The 23853-nt window shown below is 43.8% G+C and carries 10 protein-coding genes; 4 read left to right on the forward strand and 6 right to left on the reverse strand.

Going from position 1 to position 23853, the window contains the following annotated elements:
• From DDR33_RS25725 to DDR33_RS05330, 4 genes are all read right to left on the reverse strand, one after another.
• On the reverse strand, positions 1-877 hold an 877-nt coding region (locus DDR33_RS25725; RefSeq protein ID WP_238387678.1), incomplete at its 3' end, for a formylglycine-generating enzyme family protein.
• Positions 878-1218: 341 nt separating this feature from the next.
• Positions 1219-16149, reverse strand: coding sequence for an MBG domain-containing protein (locus tag DDR33_RS05320; RefSeq protein WP_158280639.1), 14931 nt, complete (start codon positions 16147-16149; stop codon positions 1219-1221).
• Positions 16150-16169: 20 nt separating this feature from the next.
• A complete protein-coding gene (locus tag DDR33_RS05325) occupies positions 16170-16436 on the reverse strand; it encodes a hypothetical protein (protein WP_109414726.1) in 267 nt (88 codons plus the stop codon).
• 415 nt (positions 16437-16851) lie between these two features.
• Positions 16852-17772: a PorP/SprF family type IX secretion system membrane protein gene (locus DDR33_RS05330; protein WP_109414727.1), complete on the reverse strand. Its 921-nt coding sequence runs from the start codon at positions 17770-17772 to the stop codon at positions 16852-16854.
• Between the two features lie 844 nt (positions 17773-18616).
• Between DDR33_RS05330 and DDR33_RS05335 the strand changes: the two genes are divergently transcribed.
• Positions 18617-19243 carry an RNA polymerase sigma factor gene (locus DDR33_RS05335; protein ID WP_109414728.1) on the forward strand — a complete coding sequence of 209 codons (627 nt, stop codon included), beginning with the start codon at positions 18617-18619 and terminating at the stop codon, positions 19241-19243.
• A 113-nt stretch (positions 19244-19356) separates the two neighbouring features.
• On the opposite strand, the gene DDR33_RS05340 is transcribed toward DDR33_RS05335, so the two are convergent.
• Together DDR33_RS05340 and DDR33_RS05345 are read right to left on the reverse strand one after the other, a co-directional pair.
• Positions 19357-19836 (reverse strand): Dps family protein, encoded by a 480-nt coding sequence (locus tag DDR33_RS05340; protein WP_109414729.1) that lies wholly within the window; start codon positions 19834-19836, stop codon positions 19357-19359.
• 54 nt (positions 19837-19890) lie between these two features.
• The gene (locus tag DDR33_RS05345; RefSeq protein WP_109414730.1) at positions 19891-21210 is read right to left on the reverse strand and encodes an NfeD family protein; all 1320 of its coding nucleotides are present in this window, start codon (positions 21208-21210) and stop codon (positions 19891-19893) included.
• 56 nt (positions 21211-21266) lie between these two features.
• Between DDR33_RS05345 and DDR33_RS05350 the strand changes: the two genes are divergently transcribed.
• Genes DDR33_RS05350 through DDR33_RS05360 form a run of 3 tightly spaced genes read left to right on the forward strand, consistent with a single transcriptional unit; the run spans position 21267 to position 23553 of the window.
• On the forward strand, positions 21267-22034 hold the full coding sequence (locus tag DDR33_RS05350; RefSeq protein WP_109414731.1) for a DUF4905 domain-containing protein: 768 nt from the start codon (positions 21267-21269) through the stop codon (positions 22032-22034).
• Positions 22035-22064: 30 nt separating this feature from the next.
• Positions 22065-22919: a muramidase family protein gene (locus tag DDR33_RS05355; protein ID WP_109414732.1), complete on the forward strand. Its 855-nt coding sequence runs from the start codon at positions 22065-22067 to the stop codon at positions 22917-22919.
• Entirely contained in the window at positions 22912-23553 is a 642-nt protein-coding gene (locus DDR33_RS05360) for a uridine kinase family protein (RefSeq protein WP_109414733.1), read from the forward strand. Before DDR33_RS05355 ends, DDR33_RS05360 begins: the two co-directional genes overlap by 8 nt.
• Positions 23554-23853: the final 300 nt, after the last annotated feature.

Consider the following 23853-nt stretch of genomic DNA (forward strand, 5'->3'; position numbering starts at 1 on the left):
GCCTCTGCTCCAGCTCCTTCTGTTTGGCAGCAATCTCCTTTGGAGACTGAATAGTTGCGGCGTAAAGCCACTGTGCCTCTGTAGGAAGATCTATCGGAACCTGCAAACGTTTACCATTATCCTTCTTGTACTGGTATGAAGCCCACTTTTTCGTCTTCCACATGGCGTAGGCCCTTGCCTGTTTCCAGGAGATCCCTACAACAGGATATTCGTCAAATGCCTTGCCCGCAAAATAGGTTTTAACCATAAAGTCATTCTGGGAATTCGGAAAGTCATTTACCCAGACAGATTCATCAGGCCACACGTTTACAGAATCTTTCTGAACTACCTTAATTCTCTTTTTAGTCTTGCTGTCAATCCTGGTGGTAACTGTCTGCCAGCGATAATTTAACACACCGGGATTCACCTCGTTACCCGCTGAAGTACGCTCATCTCCCTGGTAATACATTCCCTGAAGAGCTTTCTGGGTTTTATCATTATGGGATTTCCACAAAGACTTATCATCCACTTTGCCCCAGTTGATCAGGCGGTTGGTCGTATCTTTCTTTCCCCTGTTGATAAAGAACTTTTTGTCCTTCACATAATCTGTTACAGCCACTGAATCTCTGACCCACTCTACAAACTGCCGGTATTGCTTATTAGTAATTTCGGCCCGGTCCATATAAAAAGCACTGAGACTGACTTTTTTCATTTCTGAAGAGTCTGTCGTATCAGAATTGCCATATGTTTGTTTCATCATCACTGATCCCGCCGGTACGTAAACCATTCCGGGTGGGACTGAAAGTCTTTCGGCCTGTCTGGTGGTATTGTTACTAACAGAACACGACGAAAGAGCAAACAGCAGTGGTAAAAGGAAATGGTACTTGTTTTCTCTCATCTTCATAAATTTTAAATAGCGCAGTTGTCTTGCTTAATCATATATTAATAGCTGTTAACTTTTCTTTTGTCAGGCTTCCCGGGAATAACCTTCGGATACCGCAACTGACATCTTTCATTTCCTGTTTTGTACGGAAAACACGAAAATAGGTTCAGGTATTTTTAACAGAATTTTACATTTTCACACCTGATTATCAATCTAAAAGAATAATAAACATCATCCTCTCCTGATAAGGGGTTCCGTAAAACGGGGAAAGGCCGTTCTTTCACAAGAACAGCCTTTCCCCGGCCAGAAGATACAGGCGGAAATTCCGCCTGATATAATCCTGTTTTAAGCCTTAATTAGTATTTGAGCACAAAGAATCCTTTGATCTCCCCGCTCTTTCCATCTTTCTTGTAAGAAAGAACGTAGAAGTAAGTTCCCTGAGGAAGCAGCTGGCTCATACCTCTCGCGGTACCACCAAACAACTCTTTTCCCTGGAAAGAAACGCTACCATTATTGTAGTTTTTCACATCAAATACTCTGACCCCGTTACGGTTGAATATCGACAACTGGTTTTGAGGATATTCCGTGATGCCCTCGATATAAAGTACATCATTCACCCCGTCACCGTTTGGTGTAAGAGCTTTAGGAACAATCATTACCGGCCCTTCGCCATTCTCAACAACAAACGACAGTGTAACATTCTCAGCAGGAAGATAATCTTTGTTTCCCTCCTGGCTAACAGTTACGGTTCCCGAACCCAGTCTTTGAGGCATCAGCATGCTTCCTTCTACGGATCCTACCCAGCTGTTACTGCTTACGTAGGTGACCGGCAGACCTGAAGATGAACTTGCTACCATCTGGTATGGCTGGTCTTTTACCACTCCTGTCATTGGCTGGAATGTGATTACCTGCCTGGCCTTATTAACAGTAAGAGTTTGCTTCAGGTGCAGATCCTGTTCAGGAGAAATAATTCCTCTTACAGTTGCTGTAATTTCAGCGCTTCCTGCACCTACTATCCTGACCTTGTTGTCAACTATAACAGCGACCGCCGGATTGTTACTGCTGTAGTAAACAGCAGTCTTCGTATTCGTCTTTGCTCCCGGGTCAAAATCCGCATCCAGATACGTCTTAACCGGCATCGGATCAAACAGGAAGCTAAGTCCGTCAGTCGTAAGGATCAATTTACCATCAGTATAGTCGAATTCATAGTTCGCAGCAGCAGCGCCACTGGCAGTAATTCTGAACTCACCGGCGTCAGCACCATTTGTTGCAACAGTCGCTACAGCTGGCTTTGTCAGTACCGTCAGGCTCTCATTATTCGCCCAACCTGAATAAGTAACTGTGAAGGCAGGCAGTGTACCCACCATTGCTACTTTATCGTCTGCAGTTACCATAACACGTTTCTTAATCACAGTAAGAGTCTGTGTTACATCTTCAGCAGCAGTGTAAGCGGCGTCACGAGCCTGTGATACTGTCACGTTCACCTTTCCTGATCCCACAATGTGGACGTTTCCGTACTGGTCAACCGTTGCTACCGATGGATTATCTCCGCGGAACACCATTGGCACATTAGCATTATTGCTGCCAGCCATCAGTTTGAAATCCCCGTCACCATACGTTTTGTCAGCAGGCTTATCAAATGTAATTCTGCCTATTTCCAGAACAACCAGTTTAGCTGGCTTGTATTCAAACTTATAGTTATCATCCGCTGCATCATGAGCAGTTATCGGATAGATACCTGCAGCACTTCCTTTCAATGCAGTTGTGGAGATCTGCGGCATCGCTTCAAATACTGCTTCATTTTCTGCGTACTTGAATCCGCTGTAAGTTGCAGTAAGAACAGGATTATCGGTTCCAACAACTCTTTCCTTATCCGCCGCTGTCACCGTAATAGTCGCCTTCCCTACTGTGAAGTCTTTCTGAACCGAAGCAGTCTTATAATTGCTGCTTTCTGCCTGAGAAACCGTAACAGTTGTGGTACCAGCTCCTGTAATATGAAGCTTTCCGTTTACGATACTGGCAACTGCAGGATTACTGCTGGAGTACACCAGAGGAACTGTCGTGATATTGGAAACAGCACTGATCTGAACGTCAGCGTCACCATATACACGGTCTGCCGGAAAATCGGCAACGCTGATCACCGGACTTGACGGGTCTACCTGCAGGTTCTTGCTATTGCTCGCCTCTGCTGTAGTTGGGGTCTGATCCTGAACCGCTGTAATAGTGGTTGAACCTGCGCCGGTAATGACAATTTGTCCATCTGCAATCACAGCCACTTTACTGTTGCTGCTATAGAACTTAACCGGAGCTGTACTTCCTGTTACTACAGGGCTGAATGGAGCATCTCCATAAGTTTTTACATCAAACTCTTTCAATACGATTGTCGGAACTTTCTTATTTACAAAGAGTGTAACACTTGCGGTAGCCGATTCATAGTTATTAGTAGACACTTGATCTGCCTTGACATTCGTATACCCACCTGTGCTAAGAGTAACCATACCACCTGCTGACACTGTTGCAACAGAAGCATTGCTGCTGCTGTAAACAAGCGGCGTAATAGTATTTGTACTCTTTGCGTTCAGTGAAAACTCTGCATCACCGTAGGTCTTTGTACCCGGATCCGGAAGAGTGATCACCGGAGTCGCTTTGATCACAGTAAGCTGCTGAGAAATATCCTGACCTGAATCATAGTTGTCATCATTTATAACAGTTGCTGTAATGATCGCTGTTCCGGCATTCAGAATAGCAACCTTTCCGGTTACCGGATCAATACTTGCCGCAGGATAAGTTGAGCTTGCATTCTTGATGCTGTAGCGAAGAGTTCCTTCTGTGGAAGAAGTCGCGGCGTTCACTTTAAATTCAGGATCGCCAAATTTCTTCACAGGAATCTCCCCGAATGTGATCATGCTGTTTGCAGGATTCACGATCAGGGCACCTATCTGCGTTACCATCTGATAGTTAGGCGCCACTCCATTCAGGGCAACCTGAATAGTATACGGACCTGCTAAAGACTCTTTTACTGCGTTCGTTGTAAGTATAACAAGTGCTTCCACTACCGACTTATCTTCGCCGTTTACGAGGCCGTCGGCAGTAAAGGTCAGTACAGGATTTTCCTCCATATACTTCTTGCTCTTGTTGTCGGCAACTATTTTAAGTTGCTTCTTATTTACTGTAAGCACCGTGCTGGTACTCATTGCGACATTGAAACTTGCGCTTGGATCCTGGGAAGCCCTAAGGATCGTAGTACCCGCTCCAACAATGTGGATCATTCCCTGGTCATCAACAGTCGCAACCCCGGTATTATCACTGCTATACTTCACGGGTGTCTCGGTGTTGTTTGTCATAACAGCTACCTTGAAGTCTGCATCTCCATAAGTTTTGGCAGGAATATCAGCGAAATTCATGCTTGCACTTATTGGTTTCACCGTTAATTTTCCGGCAACAGAGTTGATCTCATAATTATTTGAAGCAGCATTCGTCACATTGATTGGATATACACCCGCAGCAGAGAATTTCTGTGCATTTGTTACCGCAATCGCTGATGCTGATAATACAGCTTCATTCTCACCATTTACGAATCCATGGTATTCCATGAAGAATTCAGGATTTTCCTGTCCGAAGTTTCTCTCTGCGTCAAGCGCCCTGATTTCAAGAGGAGCACGTGCAATAACCAGGTCAACGTACACTTCGTTTGCTGAACCATAAGAATTACCGGCAGGCTGGGATACCCGGATGGTTGCATTTCCCGCACGGTTGATATGAATCTTTCCGTTTTCATCCACTGAAAGCACTTCAGGATTGGTGGTAAAATACACCAGCGGGGTAACTGTATTCTCACTTACTGCATTCAGTGAGAAATCCGCGTCGCCGTACGTAAAGTTACGCTGAATGTTCTTAACAGTGATATCAGGCGTAATCAGTCCGATTGTAAGTCTGCCTTTTTCGTGTTTTACTTCATAATTATTATCTAATGCACCGCTTATAAGGATATCGTATTCTCCTTCAGGCGAATCCACAGTTGCGTTTGTTGTCAGGGCCGGAGGAGTATCGATCACATCCGGACCTTCATTATTAGCGAAACCGAAATAAGTAAAGGTAAACTTGGGGTTCTCTACGCCTAAAGCTCTCGACTTATTATCTGCCTTTACAACCAGATTAGCCTTCCTGATTTCAAGCTGAGCACCAAATCCGTCCAGAATATAATTGTTATCTGAACCTCCGGCAACTATAATCGGGTATGTTCCAACTGCAGAGAAGTTATCCGCCACAGTGGAGATGCTTGGCAGTACATCAATATCTGCCTTAGAATCCCCGTTTACAAAGCCGGAATATTTTGCAGTAAATACGGGATTGTTATCCCCGTAAGTTCTGCTCTTATTCTCTGCTTCCGCACGTAATCTGGCCTGACCGACCGTCAAAGTACCTGAAACAGGCTTGATGGCATAGTTAGCATCAGCAGCGCCCTTAGGAACTATCGGATAAGTACCGGCACCTGAAAGGAATGTGGCTTCAGTAACGGCTGTTGCTTTTACATCAAGAACTGATTCATCTTCGCCATTTTTAAATCCGCTATAAGAAACTGTCAGTTCCGGATTAGGCATACCGTATGTTTTAGCAGCATCCTGAGCCGTCACTGTCAATTCAGCCTGACTTACTTTGATCGTTCCTTTTATTACATCGACATCGTAGTTCACAGCTTCAGCATCGTCTGATATCTCAATATCATATGTACCTACAGGCGTACTCTTATCGACTGTTGTACTCACCTGAGGAAATTTGGTAATTCCGGCAGTCGTCTCGTTCTCGCCATTCTTAAATCCGGTGTAGCTGATAGTCAACTGCGGATTTTCGTCTCCGTAAACCTTCGACTTATCGTCGGCCATCGCTGTTAGAACGGCTTTGATAACAGAGAGTTCTCCGTCATCATACGTTATAGAATAGTTCAAAGCAGCAGCGCCTGAAATAGTCACCGGATAAGTACCGAAAGGAGAACTAATGTCTGCCGTAGTTGTTGCAACAGGCATAGAATTCATTACCCCCGGAGTTTCCGGTGTTTCGCCATTTTTGAACACCTCGTAAGTGAACGTAAAGGAAGGATTCTCTTCTCCGTATCTTCTCGTTTCATTCCGGATACCGATTGCCAAAGGCGCCGGAGCGATAGTCAGGGTAGCACTAACCGGAATGATGTTATAGTTGGCCGATTCACCCCCTGTAACCACAATCGGATAATCGCCAACCGGGCTTGCATGAGTTGCTGTAGTAGCGCCCAAAGGCTGTGTTGACAGAACTCCGCTCTTATTACTGTCATCATATTTATAACCGCTGAACTCAAAGTCGAAAGACGGATTTTCGTCACCATACTCCCGGCTCTTGTTTACAGCAGTGGCTGTAAGATCAGCTTTTTTAATTACGATTGTATGCTCAGTATAAGAAGCACTGTAATTTGCAGTTTCCGCCTGCTCTGCCCTTATAGTAACAGTTCCGGCTCCTGCAATATGGAACACGCCGTTATCCACTGTAGCAACTGCAGTATTGCCTGACTTATAAACCACGGCATCTTCAGCATTAGTGCTCGTTGCAGCCAGTAAGATATCATTATCGCCATACACCAGAGCGTCTGCTATATTGCCAAAACTGATTTCCGGTACTGCTTTCGAGACCATGAGCTTAGCAGGGAAATAGCTGATATCGTAGTTATCACTTTCAGCCTCTTCCTGGAAATAGATATCATAACCCTCACTATTAACAGGAGAGAGTTTGACGGCGTTGCTGGCCAGCACCGGCTGCTTCGTAAGGGCCGTTTCAACAGTCTCATTATTAACCAGACCAAGCACTGGCTTCTTTAATGTAAACACTGGGTTTTCAGTATTATATGGCCTGCTCTTAGCCTCAGCTTCGAGGAATAGCGGTGCTTTCGTAATTTCGAGGAATTCTGTACGCTCCTCGATCTGGTACTTCGAGCTGACAGCATGAGTGGTAAACATAATCGGGTATTTACCCACGCCTTTGCTTCCATTCACGTCTGGTGCGACTCCGACTACCGGTTTCACATCAAGAACATCAGGTCCGTCACTGTTCAGGAAGCCATCGTAAGTAATTGTAAACACAGGGTTCGCTGCACCATATTTCCTGGTCTTTTTAGCTATTGAAATCACCAGTGTGGCTTGTCCGACACTCAGTACATCCGTTTTCTGAGTAATGACGTAGTTATTACTCTTCGCATCAGTAGCAAAAGAGATCAGGTAGTCGCCATTCGGATCATCAATCTTAGCATCCGTTGTCAGAACAGGCTTCTGGATGAGATCATTCTCAGTATCTCCGTTTACGAAATACTCATAAGCGACAGTAAGCGGAGGATTCGCCTCTCCGTATTTGCGGTTTTTCTTTTCAGCCCTTACAGTTAAAGGAGCCGGAACAATTATCAGCTTTCCTGTATTCTGCAGTTGCAGATTATAATTATTATCAGATCCTCCGGTTAGGGTGATCGGATAACCTTCAGAAATTACCGAAGCTTTCCTTCCTGCTGATACAGCAGTTGGTGCAAGGTCGATATCTGCTTCAGTATCCCCTTCAATAAGCGATGAATACTCAAATTCGAATACCGGATTTTCCGCTCCATACAAACGGCTCGCATCTTTCGCCCTGACATTCAGGTTGATTTTATTTACCGTAAGCTTTGCATCTTCCTGGTAAGAGAATGTGTAGTTAGGAGCAGACGCACCTGCAGCCGCTACAATGTAACTTCCTGCCGAGGTTTTCTTATTGAATGTAGAAGGAATCACCGCAGGAGTGGTCAGAACCGATTCGTCCTGTTCATTCTTAAATCCGCTATAATGGATTTTAAATAAAGGATTGTCCTGTCCGTAATCTTTCTGCATATCGATTCCGCCGTTTGCATCTGTAACTGAAACATTAACGACTGCAGGTTTTACTGTAAGTTTGCCTTTTTCAGCCTTAAACTCATAGTTATTTGCGATACCGCCACTGATCGTGATTTCATATTCACCAACAGCGCTCAGCTTGCCGGCAGCAGAACCGATTTGCGGAACTTCCGAAATAACTCCCGGAGTGCTTTCACTTTCGTTATTGACAAAACCACTGTACGTCATCGAAAACACCGGGTTCCCGTCCCCATATACACGCTCTGCGTCTGCTGCCTTAACGATAAGAGCAGCCGGAACAACGTTCAGGTTGCCCTGCGTATACTCAAAATAATAGTTATCGTCAAATGCCTTGTTTGCATCAAGAGCTACTACCGGGTAGGCACTTGAACGAACCGGAGTGGTTTTAGATACCGGAACAAGGGTTTCAGTTGACTCCAATGCTGTAAATACAGCAGGTTTATTGATAACCGATTTATTTTCGTTATAAGCAAAACCTGAATAATCTACCACAAGAGGGACCATGTCTTTACCATAAACCTTAGTGGCATCCTTCACAGACGCTGTAAGTTGCTTCTTGTTTACAACAAACTCCAGCCTCAGATCTTTTGCCTGGTAGTTATCTGTTGACTCCTGGGATACCAGGACAATGGCTTTACCCGTTCCCGAAACTGTAATCGTTCCGTTAGTTGGGTTAACCGTCACTACATCAGGAGTTAAACTCTGATATTTAAGCACCTCGCTCTCAGTGTTGCTTGTGGTAACATCAATAGAGAAAGGAGCATCACCGTAAGTTTTATCCGAATAAGTGCCTGCCGTTAAAACGGTCACATTCTTACCTATATCCAGTGTACCCGGTACATAAGAGAACTCATAGTTCTTATCCAGCCCGCCTGTTACAGCAAGCGGATACGAACCTTTGACAGTATAATCAACGCCTGTTGCAGGAGCTGCCACAGGTCTGCTGTCAAAAGTATACGTACTCTCATTATCGTCACCAACCCATCCGGAATACGTGATCGTAAACTGAGGGTCAGTCCAGGTATTCCCGTCAATTTTTACAGGAACAGCCACATTATCGGCTTTAGCAACTAAAGTAGCCTTCCTGATAGTAAGATTATCACCCTGGTAAGTGAAAGAATAGTTATTATCCAGAGGAGTATTAGTCAATACAACCGGATAAACACCCACTTTGGTAAGTACTTCAACAGGCGTCTTTGTTTCCGGATCTGTTACGGCTGTGAGAACAGGAAGAACGTCAAGAACGTCCACCGTCTCGTTATTTACAAAACCGGTAATTGAGTAATTGAATTTAGGGTTTACCTTTCCGTATTTCTTTTCTGCGCTCGCAGCAACAATAGAAAGGCCCTTTTTAGCCACCTTGAATGGTACAGAAACCTCGTTAGCAGCAGCATAGTTCGCATTCTCTGACAAGGACGCTGTAATGACCGTTTCCCCTGCCCCTACGATATGGATTTTGTTATCCACGATGCTGGCGACAGCTTCGTTGCTGCTCTTATAAACAATCACGCCATTGGTATTGCTGGTTGCACCAGGTGCAAAGTCACCATCACCATAAACCTTATCTGCCAAAGCTTCAAAAGTGATTTTAGCTGTAATCTTTGTAGAGATAACCGTAAGCGAGTTTAGAAACTCATTTGTGACAACAAGTTCAGCAGTCGCATTATTGTCCAGGTCGCCTATGGCAACTACCTGCGGCGAGCTGGAGGTCTTAATATCCACCCTAGGTGCAAATGAAGCGGTTGTAAGTGCCCCGTTTTGTGAAACATTACGGATGACAGACACAGATTGCAGATTACCTGTAACAAGATCTGCCTTTTTGTCCCCGTTGATATCACCTATCGATACTCCGTAAGGAGTTTCTCCCGTTGCAAATTGAATTCCTTCACCGAAAGAAATTACTTCAGATGAAGATGTGTTCTGAAATACAGACGCGAAATTCTGGCCTTTTCTGATAAGAGCAAGATCCGCCTTACCATCGCCGTTCAAATCACCGGCTGCTACAGAACGAACGCCTGCACCCGTATTGATCTGGACCGGTGTACCGAAAGATGCGGTATTGAAGGTACCAGCACCCGCTGTATTCGGAAGAACCGTAATTCCGTTTGATCCCTCATTTGCAGAGATCAGTTCAGGTTTTCCGTCACCATTCAGATCAGCCGTCGTAACGGACAGCGGATTTCCTCCAACTGTATAGTCAGCCCTCGATGACCCGAAAGCAACATGACCAGGAGTAGATACGTTCCTGAATACAGAAACAGATGATTCTCCGGCATTTGCAGATATTACGTCAGGACGTCCGTCGCCGTTCATATCATTGATCGCGATCATATTTACATCCGCTTTAGCTGTAATTTCTACAGCAGCAGCAAATGAAGCAGCCGTGATTGATCCGGCTGTTGCCGTATTACGAAATACACTGATCCTCTTATACTGGCCTACGACAACGTCAAGTTTGCCATCTCCGTCAATGTCATTGATAGCAATTGACTTCGGCGCATCTCCTGAAATGGAGAATTTGGCACTGCTGCCAGCAGAGAAAGAAGAAGAAGCAAGACTTCCATCCTGCGACTCATTATGGAATACTGTCAGTGACTTTTCTGTAGAACTGATCACCGCAAGATCCGACTTACCATCGCCGTCAAAATCTCCCAGGGCGACAGTTACTGGTCTGTCCTGAGCAGCATAAGTATGAGACGCATCAAACGAAGACACTTTAAGCTCCGGATCTACGATATTCGGATTGCTGAGTATAAATTTCTCAGACGAATAAGCGCTCAGCCCGGTTTCAGCATCAAGGACGGAAACAAAGGAATAAGTCGCTTCCGCAGGAGCCTGTACTGTCAGTACAGAAGCAGTTGCATTTAATACCGTTGCTTTAGTTGCGCCAAAGAATACAATGTTCTTTGAAGGATCGGTATTAAAGTTCCTTCCTGTAATGGTCACATTTGAATAAACAGGTGAAGCGGCAGGATTCACAGACATAATGACCGGAACCGGCATATACCGCATGATCGAAATTGTTCCTGTAGAATTTGCAACAGCAATTTCTGCTTTGCCATCCTTGTTCAGGTCTGCGATTGCCAGTGAATTTGCTTTGCTTCCTGCTGCATAATCCTGTTTCTTCGAGAAAGAATTCGCAGAGATTGTACCATCGGTATTTAAAAGCACCGATACGGTATTGTCTGTCGCATTCAGCACAGCAAGATCCGGGCGGTTATCCCCGTTCACATCCCCTGCAACTACCCGTACAGGATTAGCTCCGGTACCAAAGCTTACCGCTGCATCAAAATTAATGGAAGATCCAGCTGATATATTCTTTAAAATATAAACTTTATTTTCTGATGCGCTTGTTACAGCAAGATCAGACAGACCATCTCCGTTGAGATCAGACACGGTAATGGAAGAAGGTCTGCTTCCCGCATTGAAAGTCTGAGCCGTAAAGGAGGCAGCGCTTAGTAAACCAGGAGTAGCCTGATTATATAGCACGGATATGGTATTACCCGGATTTGACTCCTCGCCCGCATTCGCGGTAATGATCTCTGGTTTACCGTCGTTATTCAGGTCGCGTACTGTAACAAATGAAGGTTTTGAACCAGTTTGTACAGAATAAGAAGACTCGAATAATACAGTACCATTTAACGATATATTTCTTAACACGGTGGCAACATCAGAGTTTACGCCTGTCGCGATAATGTCTGGTTTACCATCAGAGTCAAGGTCAGCTACAGCCAGAGAAGATGGGTTGATCCCTGCAATGAATGATTGCGGAGTTGCAAACGTCACACTTCCGGTTGAGCTGGTGTTTAATAATACATAGATCTTGTTGTTTGTCGGATTTGCAAGAACAAGGTCAAGCTTTCCATCTCCGTCGATATCAGAAGTTCTGACAACGCTTACACCAGGGTCAGCTGTGAACGTATAATTCTGAAGCAGGCCCGACGCAACAGCAGCACTTCCTGTATTCAATGAAACGAAGATCTTTCCTGACGGATCAACACTTACCAGGTCGGGACGTCCGTCGCCGTCTATATCCGCCGCAGTAACAGACTGTGGACTGGCGCCTTCTTCTGTACTGTACGCTGTACGGAAAGAGTAGGATCCGTCTGTCTGTCCGTTGGTTACCGCGAATACAGAAGATGAAAACCCGGAAAGTCCCGAAGTCTTATCAAGAACCGATATGGTCCTGTCAGTAGCACCGGCAGGCACCTCAACAACAATAGATTCTTTTGATGCGCTGATAACATTAGCACGGACAGCACCGAAATAAACAACATTATTTTCGGCAGTCTCGTTGAAGTTTTTACCGCTAATCGTGATCTGTGTACCGGGGGTACCAGGAGCACCGGAAGCCGGGCTTACCGAGGTGACCACCGGAGGGATCAGGTTCTGGAAAACAGACACACTGTTACCAGTCTTGTTTGAAACGGCAATTTCTGCACGTCCATTTTTGTTCAGATCCGCAATGACAACCGAGGCAGGAGCCTGGCCGGCAGCATAATCCGATTTTGCAAAACTCGCAGCATCAATGGTGCCGTTTGCAGCCTTATTCTCATAAACTGAGATCGTATTACTACCCGGATTGGTAACCACCATATCCATTTTACCATCAGCGTTCAGGTCTCCGAACGCCAGGAATGATGGATTGTTACCAGCCGGTATGTTTGCTCCCAGTTCAAAAGATACAGTACCGCTCACTGAAGTATTCTTCAGAACAGAAACACTGTTTGAAACAGGGTTTACTACAGCTAATTCCGGTTTGTTATCTCCGTCTACATCTGCTGCATCAACAAATGCTGGTCCCTCTGCTGTTGTGATATGCTGCGGCTCAGCAAATGCAAGAGAACTGCCGCTTGTCAGGTTCCTGAGCACTGTAACATTCGAAGAACCAGAATTCGCAGTAACGATTTCAGGCCTGCCGTCCGCGTCAAGATCTCTCACTACCAGCCCGGAAGGCGCTGTACCTGCTGGAAAATTCACCGCCTGTTCGAAAGACACTGAATTTTTTTCTGTCGTTACATTTCTTAATACAAAAACATTATTACCTGTCTTGTCAGTGGTAATGATATCCTGCTTTCCGTCGCCGTCAATATCTGAGATTTTAACAGAGGAAAGTTTTCCCGTTAAGGCAATATCAGCTGACTGAGACAATGTACCTTCCGTATTTAATAAAATAAACAAGCGGGATTTGTCATAATCCGCTGCAACGATGTCTATCGAACCATCTCCGTTAAGGTCACCTGATGCAATAGCAGATACATTACCTGAGCCGGCAATTGAAACAGTTGACGAAGTAACAGAACCGGTTTTGAAAGAAGATTCACCCTTGCTGTTTTTGCTGACGATTAACTTGCTTCCCGCAGTAGCAGGAGCAACTGAGATTAGTTCCGGATAACCATCATTGTCCAGATCTGCTGCCAGCATATACTGTGCAGAACCCTGCACCTCATAATCATTCCTGGAAGAAAAGAATATCTGATCATCACCGTTAACAGCACCAAAGCTTTCGGAAGACTGACCAGAAAGGCCAGATACTGCATCGAGAATTGTAATAGGTCCAAAGGTGCTCCCTTCCGGTACTGTTACAACTAATTGTTCAGCAGTAGCCGAAACAACACTAGCTCGGGCGGCTCCGAAATAAACAATATTCTTGTCTTTATCCGTATTGAATAGCTTTCCTGTAATCGTAACAGTACCGTTTGCATTTGCAGCAAGAGGGCTGAAAGAAGTGATAACAGGAGGAGCAATATATCTAAAGAGCGAAAGAGTGAAGTTATCGGGATTTGCCACAACCACATCACCCTTACCATCATTATCAAAATCCGCAGCTACAGCAGACTGGGCGCCTGTCCCGGCCCTGTAAGAAGATTTTAGCAAAGAACCGGCATCTATAGTTCCTGAAACACTCTTGTTTCTGAAAACCACCAGCGTTCCGGATGCAGGAACAGCGGAAATAATTTCAGGCTTTCCGTCTCCGTCAAGATCTCTTAAGGACACTTCTCCGCCTTTTCCTGATGCACTTAAAGCAAAGCTCTGTTTTACTGCAGTTTGGAAGCCTGTACCGGTATTTCTCAATACGATAATATCAGTACCCGAACCCTGAACAACAAGGTCAGACTTTCCATCGCCATCAATATCTCCTAATGCCAGTGAAGAAGGATTACTCCCCGTTGCCGCCAGTACGGTTCCTGCGCCAAACGAAGCGGTCGTAATAGCGTTCTCTGAAGAAGAGTTTTTGAACACAGTAACCGTCGTACCCGCAACAGCGTCTGTACCATAATTGGCAACGATCAGGTCTGGTTTCTGGTCACCGTCAACATCCCCCGCAATAAGAGCTTTAATACCGGGCTTCCCGGTATCCAGCGTCACAGGAGCCCGCAACAACAGAGTCGATCCCGGCCATGGTGTATAGTTTGGATAAATATAAACTTTACCTGAATTAAGACCTACAATGATATCAGTCCTTCCATCCTTGTCTAAGTCAGCGACATCAATGCCACCGGTCTCCACGGTTCCGGCAATCTGAGTTTGCAGCGCCCCGCCGAAGGCAGCAGTCCCGCCCTGGGTACTGAGATTCGGATAAACAAGGAGATACTGTACACCGGTACCTGTTGAAGTTGTGATGATATCGGGTTTACCGTCACCTGTCACGTCTCCTATAGCCAGGTATGGCTGCGCATTGCCTGTCGATACAGCAATTTCAATCGGAGTGTTAAACCCGCCTTTTTTATTATTAACAAGTACCAGAATTTTTTTATTAGCCGTGACTGACAACACAAGGTCGTCATAACCATCGCTGTTGACATCTGCCACCTGGACAGTACGGGGGTTATAATCCTTAGCCAGATTAAAGTCCGGCATTCTTTGTAAATACAAAGCCCTCAGGGAGGAATCATCCCTGTCATTTGTAATATTAAATATAGACGGAGAATAAGATAACAATGCAGATAAATTATTCTGAACTGAAACCGGCGCCATTGGCGCACCAAAAGGGACAGTTACTTCATATTCAGTAGCTGACTTGAATACTGGTGCTTCTGCCCTGACATTTCCAAAAAAGAATATGTCCTGCCCCTGTATGAAGCCAGAACCTGTAATTTTTATTTTATCTCCAGGCTTCCCTGTTAAGGGTTCAACCTTGCTAATAACGGGAAAGCCACGTGCAATAGTGACAGCATCTCCTTTAAAAGGCAGCCCGCCTACTGTGGGATTAATGCCATCTGTATTCACCAGGCTTGGGGTAACCATTCCATAAGTTCCTTCCGCCAGCTTTACTCCCATGGTCCAGGTCGCACTTGACGTCTGACCGTTGTCCGGAGCTAAGGTTGCAACTGATGCCTTTACACCATTTGTTGTAGTAAAAGAAAAATTCGACGCTGTAAGAGCCGAAATAGCTCCGTCGAACGTAAGTTTGTAATTTGTTAAAGCATAGTTGTTTTTATCGGGATCGAGTCTGGTGATACTTGTCACTCCACGATTGATCGTGTACTGTGAAGATTCAATACCAACATTCTCAATGTAGTTAAATGTGTTATTATCGTTCGCGAGTTTTAATCCAAGAGTACCCCGGGTACCGCTTACCTTTACAGAAACAGTCCAGTCCGAGCCACCTCCTGATACACTGGTGATAACAGGATTTAAATTACCGGTGTTTCCTGTAATCTCGAAATTATCCTTATTCAGACCGTCTTCAGAACCAAAAAATGTAACTTTAAACCTGACAGTTTCGAGATTGTTTGATGCAGGATCGAGAAGAGTTACCCCCTTACATTTATCTTTCGTATAAAGAAAGTAAACACTCTTGGACAATACCATAACTTCCGGGTCTCCGCCATCGACTTCCAGGTTCCTTGCCCACGATTGTCCCCGAATAAAATATTTCGTACCAGGCTGAAGATTTTCAAATGAACTCCTGATCTCCCAGTTGCTGAGGCCAATATCCGCTCCGACAAAGTTTGAGACATTGAAGAAGTCTCCCGGCCCGCGGATAGCCATATCGGATGTAGCTGTACCGAGAAGAACAAACCTTGCACGTTTGTCGTCGCCACCTGCCTTCATCTTACCTAAAGAGCAATATTGATCGAACCAATACTTAAATGTGATCGAGGTCGATGTATATCTGGTGATCGACATCCTTGGTCGTTCCTCAATGCCGACTGTAAATGCCCTGTCTTCTACAAGCCTTCGGTATCCTTCATCTCTCCAAGGCAGGTTAACGCCCGAAGTAGAGTATTCGTCTACCCAACCACCAACATTTTTCCCTTGTGCAAAGGCGTCCGACTTCACTCCGCCCGCCCCTATAATGAGCAATGCAAGTACACGCAGCGTTCGCTGCAGATACCTGCAATTCCTGAAACCAGATATTTTATTTAAATGTTTTTTCATAAAATCCAATGTCGTACCCTTTACCTGTTGAATAATGAAAATGAAGTCTGATGATTTCCCCATATCTGTGTCAGCATGATACTGATCAGCAATCCGAAAAGCACCGCACACAGCATAACTCCAAGTATCCCGCCTTTCGCAAAAGCCGGCTTAGTTGCCGGTAATCGCGGGATCTCTATGCTAACTTTAACTGGTTGCTCAATCAGCAGACCTTTAAACAAGCTTACCCCACCAGCAATCAGGATCACTGATAGTATCAGTGTGATCAGTGTAATTATTATATTCATATATTTTGTTATTATTTAGCTTTCTGTAAAGAAGATGCATCATCCGTATTCCCATCTTTATTCCGGAAGGTTTCACTATTTTCAGAGCAAAACCTTCCCGCCTGCTCCTCCGGGGAGCATTAAATATTGTTTAGAAATCTTCTTTATTCCGGATTTTTTATTGATGCAGATCCGGTAGTGTTAAACTACCAGGATTAAACGTCTTCGCCATCCAGGTACCAATCTTCAATGTTTTATATTGGCACCGCCTGTATTGCTCTATAATTTTTCGCCCGGTGACGGGTCAAGCTTCTCCGCATACAGGCTGTTTAATGCTTTTAATTCTATAATCTTTCTGATGATGTGATTCATAAGAATTTCAGATGGCGTATTTCCTTTTAATCAAGCACTGCAAGTCTTTCCTCTGATAAGAGGACTAGAACAACGGTTTGAATGCTTTATTAAAATAGAAGGTAGTGGTGATCTCGTGCGTAGCTGCGCTGAAAGTCGAAATCTTATTCTGCCCAAAGCCAAACTGATAACTGTATCCCATTTTAAACTGGCCAAACATCATCGATAAGAGACCTGCCATTTCATTATTACTCCTGTAATTCATACCGATACCCAATGCATCTCCAAAGAAAAGCTTACCTGAGATATCAGCCTGTAGAGGCACGTTCGCTGTATAAGCCACCAGAGAAGAAATACTGGCACGCATCCCCTGAGCTTTCATTGGAATAAAAAAGCCCATGTTCATATAGTAAAACTTCTTCATGTAACGGCTAGATTCTACTGAACCCTTTCCTAAATCACGGATACTAAGTCTCGGAAGTGATATACCGGCATAAAATTTTTCCGGATTGTAGATCATCACCGAAGCTCCGATGTTTCCTTCGTTCTCCTGGATATCAGAATTGGCAATAGTCGGATCGTTAGGATCAAGCTGGGAGTAAAGAGCCTTGTAGTTTCTGAACCCACCATTTAAGGATACAGATAAATAGGTATCAGAACTCAAACTCACGGCTTTTGCCACGAATAGGTTCACTTCCGACAAATCTTCTACTGCTAATTTGTCTTTCAATACCATCACACCTGCAGTACCGTTGATCTTGCGGATCGGAAGGAAGGTATTGAACATGTAGGAGGTTGGTGCTCCGTCAATCCCGACCCACTGCTTTCTGGCCAAAAGGTTGGCTGCCCCCCCATCCACTGTTAATGACCACGCCGGGTTGATCGGAGTTAAATTGTCATTGAACTGCGTGTAATTAAACTGCTGCTGAGCTTTAGAGCCCTGCACCGCGCAAACAACAGCCAGGAAGGCCAGTGCCGCTTTTAATAAACTTCTATTTTTCATCATTTTTGTATTGCAATTTTTCAATTCCCTGCACTTTTTATCCCCTGTCTACGGAATTCACAGGATCAGGTTTCGAAAAATTTATAGAAGTATCTCCAGGCTGTTTGCGAAACATATGCAACAGTTTTTCAGGAAGAGGATGGAAGGCCAGGTAAAAAATCCTCCAACCGCTGCACCAAAAAAATTATTTCATGCCAAAAAAACACCAGATCCATAAAAACCGGGGCACAAATATTAAAAATATCTGATTTACAATTATATAAAAAAATAAAATTACACTATAAAAACTATACCCTCACGCAACAACGCCGACTTAAATCATCATTGTGAGGATTTTTTTTATCACATTATGAAAAAAAATTCACAGTTTGATTTTTTTTTCATACTATTGGTCGTGATTTAAAAAAATCCTGAATCTAGATAACGCTCCCGTATTAATCAACTCTTCTGCATTTCCTCAGAGAAGGAACCGCATGAGATTTATAAAAAGATTGCTTAATGTAATATTAGAATGATGTTTTTAAAAAAACGGGAAGACTATCAGGAGGAAGGACCATTACTTTCCCTGAAAAGCTTTATCTTAAAATTTAACACTGGTTTGAGTGCCTCCCATAAACGCACCCCTTTTTATATGTACAATTTCAAAGAATTCTCACCAATATGATATAGTGCTGTTTGCTTTTCTAAAAAAGAAAGCTGCAGTTAACGCCATTCATTATCAGTAATTTTCACAATTAAACGAAATAAACAGGAGCGAAAAAATTGCTCTTCACATGTATTTGCCCTTTATCAGCGCTTTTACTTAATGCTTTCAACTAAAGGCTAATAATTAATAATCATAATAGCCATGTTATTAACTAAAAAGAACGATTCTCACACCACCAATAGCTCTTACACGGATAGTGAAGCAGTCAAAGCTTTCACATCCGGTGATCAGTCTGCATTCAGGTATCTTTACCATAAGCACTATAAGTATGTTTACGATTTTGCTTCCAAACGGCTCAATTATAATAAAGACCTGGCTGGAGAAATATCATCGCAAACTTTCGTTAATTTTTATAAATATGCAGGCCGTTTCGACATAGACTACGATATAAAGGTAAGCTCATTTCTTTGCGAAATAGCGAATAACCTGATCATTGATAATTACAGGAAACTTCAGAGAAGAGTTGAGTCGAAAGCATGCGCGCTCTCAACTTTTCAGAATGATGCAGACGAACTATTTGCAATGAATAGCTCGAGTCAGTCTCCTGACAATATTCTCGACAGGAAACTGATCGACCGCCTGCTGTATTCGCAAATAGCCAGGCTCGACCCATTATCAAATAAAATAGTGACCTACTTTTATAAGGAAGAAATGACGTATCAGGAGATCTGCACAAAACTTGAACTGCCCCTGCACCTCGTTAAAACAAAACTTTTCAGGGCAAAAAAGAAACTCAGATCTTACCTTATTAACAGCGGTTTAAGATAAGGAGATTTGTTTCACAATATAAAACACGATAGATATGCTTATTTCTATACTTAACTAATAATATATACAAAAAGAGCCGATAGAAATCCGGCTCTTTTTGTATAACATTCATGTTAATCCCTGCTGCAGAAAGCTCTTAGCATCCAGGTATTCTTTTCCTTAAACTGCATAAACCGGTTGATCATGTCATTGGTTCCATCATCGCCGCTCTCAGCCGTGGATTCCATGATCTCCCTCTCAATTTCAATCAATGTTGCAAAGTCTTCAAGAATAGCCTCTACCAATTTTACATCCTCTACTCCTGCAGTCTTAATTTCTTTTATCCTCGCTTCGTTTATGTATTCCTGGTAAGTGCTTAAAGGAGCTTTTCCAAGAGTCAGGATGCGTTCTGCCAGTTCATCGATAGATTCAATCGCATTCGTATAGAGTTCTTCAAATTTCGCATGAAGAGTAAAAAAGCTCTTGCCCCGTACGTTCCAATGACATCCTCTCAATTTCTGATAATGAATGTGGTAATTCGCCAGGAGGTCATTCAACTGATCAACTATAGGTCTGACTTTTACTTCTTCAAGTCCGATTTCTTCTGCTTTCATAATATATTGTGATATGTAAATTTATAGAAAAACCCTTCTGCTCATAAGAAGGTTTTAAGAGTTTTTCTTTCTGACAAAAACATTGTAATTCTCTTGTTTTTCCACAACAACTTCTGTGCCTTTATCTATATACCCGTCAAGAGACACGGCATCATACCACTTTCCCTCTATCTCTATTTTCCCTGAAGGTCTCATATCCGTTTTTGCATAACCGGTTTTGTTGAGCATTTCGTCCCTTTGCCTTCCGCTTACATAGCCCATTTGCGACCGCTGCTCATCCTGAAGAACAAGCCGTTGAAAAACAGGTGTTTTAAGAAGTGATTTTCCTACAAAAACACATACCACAATTGCCAATACCATAGAACCCATTACTAACATAGCCGCACTGCTTATTTGTTCCGATCCGGTTACGGTAAAATCAAACCAGTCGTTTAATACCAGACTTAATACCAGTCCGCCAATAATACATATTATTCCCATGATTCCTGCCACACCAAACCCGGGTATGACAAAGATCTCCAGCAGAAGCAAAATAACCCCCACTAAAAACAAACCGATTTCCCAATGGGCGGCAAGGCCCTCCAGGTATAAGGGGGCAAAGAACAACAATGCCGCCACAACCGCCACAAGAAGCGCAAAACCGATTCCAGGCGACTGCATTTCGAAGTAAATTCCTCCGATGATGAGAAGAATTAATATCCCGCTTACAGCAGGATTGATGAGAAATGCTATAATACGGTCTATAAAGCTTACATGGTGGGTAACAACGAGCGAACTATCAATCCGTTCTGCGTTCAGCACTTCATTGAGGTCTGATACTTCCGCTTCACAAAAGCCAGCTTTAACAGCCTCTCTGCTCGTCAATGTGAGAACTTTGCCCTTCTCGTTGATGCCCGGTATTGCCACATCCGGGTCCACAAATGCTTCTGCGATCCTGGGATCTCTTCCTTTCGCCTCAGCAGTAGCCCTCATCAGGCCCCTCATATACGACTGGTATTTCTCAGGCATGATTTCCCCCTTCGGGTTTACCACGCTTGCAGCCCCTATCCCCGCTCCTTTCTTCATATAAATCCTGTCGCACGCAAGCGCAATCAGCGCCCCGGCCGACGCTGCGTTATTGTCAATATAAACAATTGTTGTTTGTTGTGCATTCAGGATACGAGTCCGGATAGAATCAGCATAATCAACCATTCCTCCGAATGTATTCATCCTGATAAGTACAACCGAAGCCTTTGCCTCGTCCGCCTTCTGGAAGGCTTTCCTGGTCAGCCGCCATGCCGAAGGACCAATCTCCTCCTTCATATCAAACAGGTATACTTTTGAACCGCCCTGACCAAACGCCCAGGACGAAAACAGTAACGTTATGAAGAGCATAAAGCCAGAAAGACTACTTTTGCAAAAGCGAAAACAAGGATTGTAAATCATATTCAATGGATTATTCACGTACTAAATATACATTAAAACCATCCCTCCGTCAAAAGTTTGAAGGCATTATCTGGAAGATTGAAACCGACGACAAATTAAATATTGTCGCGGTAGAAGTAAGGGATGCAGACAAGCATATTGCTGCGTTTTCCGCTTTCGACTATGCTTCCGGTAAAACATTGTTTAAAGATATCACGGTAGCTGATAGCTGGAACTGGGGACTGGACAGAGTGTCAGACGGCATCGTTCTTCTGCATGGATATATGTCAGAGCAAACTCCGGAACATAAAGGAATGATAGCTATAAACGGAGAAGGAAAAACAATCTGGCAGCACTTTAATAAAACGCTGCACGATGTCTCACCCTCCGGTTTAATAACCTTCAATCCATCGGTTCAGCCATTGACGTTCGAACTAACATCTTCCGCCGACGGCTCCACTTTACAATACGGGATCGAAAAGCTGGCTCCCGTCTCACGCGACATCATTCTGCCTGATATCAATACCCGGCATACAGACATCCTCCCTCAAAATAATATAGCAGGCCCGGTGCTGTCATGCGCGCTGAACGGAAAAACGTTTTTCTCTTTTCATCTGCATCAGGACAATCTTTTTTCACAAAAACTGATTATCACAGAAGGCGATAAGGTTATACTCGATGAATTTCTGGAGCGCGATATACAAAAAATCAATCCTGAAGCGTTTTTTATTCAGCATAATCATTTATTCTGTATAAGGAATAAGAAACAGGAATTTGTTTCGTATTTAGTATAATTGCAATCGTAAAAATAAGAGGAAAAGTAAATGCGTTCTATACTGGCAATTCTTTGCATTATTTTCGCTTCACAGGCTTTCAGCAAAAACTTAAGGGACTCGGTAGGTGTGGAAAATAACAATGGCAAACAAGTAATTTTACATAAAGTAGCTGCAAAAGAAAATTTTTACTCCATTGGCAGGCTTTATAATGTTCACCCAAAAGACATTATGGAAGTAAACAAAATTAAAACCCTGCAGCCTGGCATTACACTAAGAGTCCCGACTGGCAGGCCATTTGTATCAGGTGTAACAGGTGCTTCCCGCCCCAATGATCTTCCGGCCGACAATTTTATAGAATATAAGGTAGGCCCTAAAGAAACGCTTTTTGCTATCGCGAGAAGATTTAACACCTCCGTCGACGAAATCAGGAAGATCAACAACCTGAGGAGCAACAGTCTCAGCGTAGGGCAGATCATTAAAGTAAAACAGGGAATAACAACTGCACAGGCTATTGGGGAACAGGCGGCGGCAGTAACTCCTGATACCCCCGTCATAAAGCCGGCAGAAACCGACACTGCAGCAGCTGACAATACCAGGATACATACTAACCGTTACGGTTTAACAGAGCGTTCAGAGCGCGGAATTGCGGTGTGGATAGCCGATCAGTATCTGGACAGCACAAAAATGCTCGCTTTACATAAAACGGCACCAGTAGGTACTGTAATTAAAATAACCAACCCGATGACCGGAAAAAGTACCTTTACCAAGGTAGTCGGTAAATACACGGAGAACGAAACAACGAAAGATGTGATCATTGTTATAACAAAGGCGACCGCCGACTTGCTTGGGGCATTAGACAAGAGATTTCAGGTAACTATTGATTATGGTGTCCCCAATGAATAAACCCTTTGTAATAGGAATTGCCGGAGGAAGCGGATCTGGTAAAACCTTCTTCCTCAATTGTTTTCTGAATTACTTCGAAAAGAAACAAATATCCCTGATATCTCAGGACGACTACTACAGGCCTATAGATCAGCAGCCCCTGGATGAAAATGGCTGGGTTAATTTTGATCTCCCGCAATGTATAGATGATCATAAATTACTTACCGATCTGAATACGGTTCTTACAGGAGGCACCATAGAGAAAAAAGAGTATACCTTCAATGTTTCTGAAGAAACTGCACGGATGCTGACGATCAGTGCCGCACCAATCATAATCGTTGAGGGCCTTTTTATTTTCCACTTTAAAGAGATCGCTTCTCTTTTTGATTTACGAATCTTTCTCGACGCAGAAGAAGAGATAACTTTAAACAGAAGGCTGAAGCGTGATATGGCGGAAAGAGGCTATACCCACGATATGATTATGTACCAGTGGGTCAACCATGTACTACCTGCTTACAATGCATACCTTCTTCCCTACAAAAGCTCTGCGGACAAAGTGATTATCAACAATGCCCACGTGGCAGACGATATTATTTCGGTTACTAAAGATCTTTCCGAGGAATTGAAGGCAAAGCTATGCCTGGAAATCAGTTAACAGGCAAACTATAAAACCCAAGATAACGTTAAAGATAAATATCCATAGCATTGAGCCATCCTCATCCCGGATAGCTCCATGCTCATAATACCATTGTCTGAATGAAAACGTGCACAATTGATTTTTTTGCGAAAGACAGAATTTCAGTCCCCACTGACCCATCCGAACAAAAAGGCATAGGGACGTCGCTTTTATGCTGCCTCCACAAGAAGTGCTGCAAGAAATACAAAAAAGGCAAACGCTGCAAAGACTGCCCTGGCAAAAAGAAATAAGCCCTCTCAACTGCTTTCATCTCCCCCC

Source organism: Pararcticibacter amylolyticus (assembly GCF_003130405.1).
In the GTDB taxonomy this organism is placed as follows: Bacteria; Bacteroidota; Bacteroidia; order Sphingobacteriales; family Sphingobacteriaceae; genus Arcticibacter; species Arcticibacter amylolyticus.

Bases quoted from the DNA above. Each gene is read 5' to 3' on its own strand.
- DDR33_RS05320 (WP_158280639.1), bottom strand. From the start codon at position 16,149: ATGAAAAAACATTTAAATAAAATATCTGGTTTCAGGAATTGCAGGTAT.
- DDR33_RS05325 (WP_109414726.1), bottom strand. From the start codon at position 16,436: ATGAATATAATAATTACACTGATCACACTGATACTATCAGTGATCCTG.
- DDR33_RS05330 (WP_109414727.1), bottom strand. From the start codon at position 17,772: ATGATGAAAAATAGAAGTTTATTAAAAGCGGCACTGGCCTTCCTGGCT.
- DDR33_RS05335 (WP_109414728.1), top strand. From the start codon at position 18,617: ATGTTATTAACTAAAAAGAACGATTCTCACACCACCAATAGCTCTTAC.
- DDR33_RS05340 (WP_109414729.1), bottom strand. From the start codon at position 19,836: ATGAAAGCAGAAGAAATCGGACTTGAAGAAGTAAAAGTCAGACCTATA.
- DDR33_RS05345 (WP_109414730.1), bottom strand. From the start codon at position 21,210: ATGCTCTTCATAACGTTACTGTTTTCGTCCTGGGCGTTTGGTCAGGGC.
- DDR33_RS05350 (WP_109414731.1), top strand. From the start codon at position 21,267: ATGGATTATTCACGTACTAAATATACATTAAAACCATCCCTCCGTCAA.
- DDR33_RS05355 (WP_109414732.1), top strand. From the start codon at position 22,065: ATGCGTTCTATACTGGCAATTCTTTGCATTATTTTCGCTTCACAGGCT.
- DDR33_RS05360 (WP_109414733.1), top strand. From the start codon at position 22,912: ATGAATAAACCCTTTGTAATAGGAATTGCCGGAGGAAGCGGATCTGGT.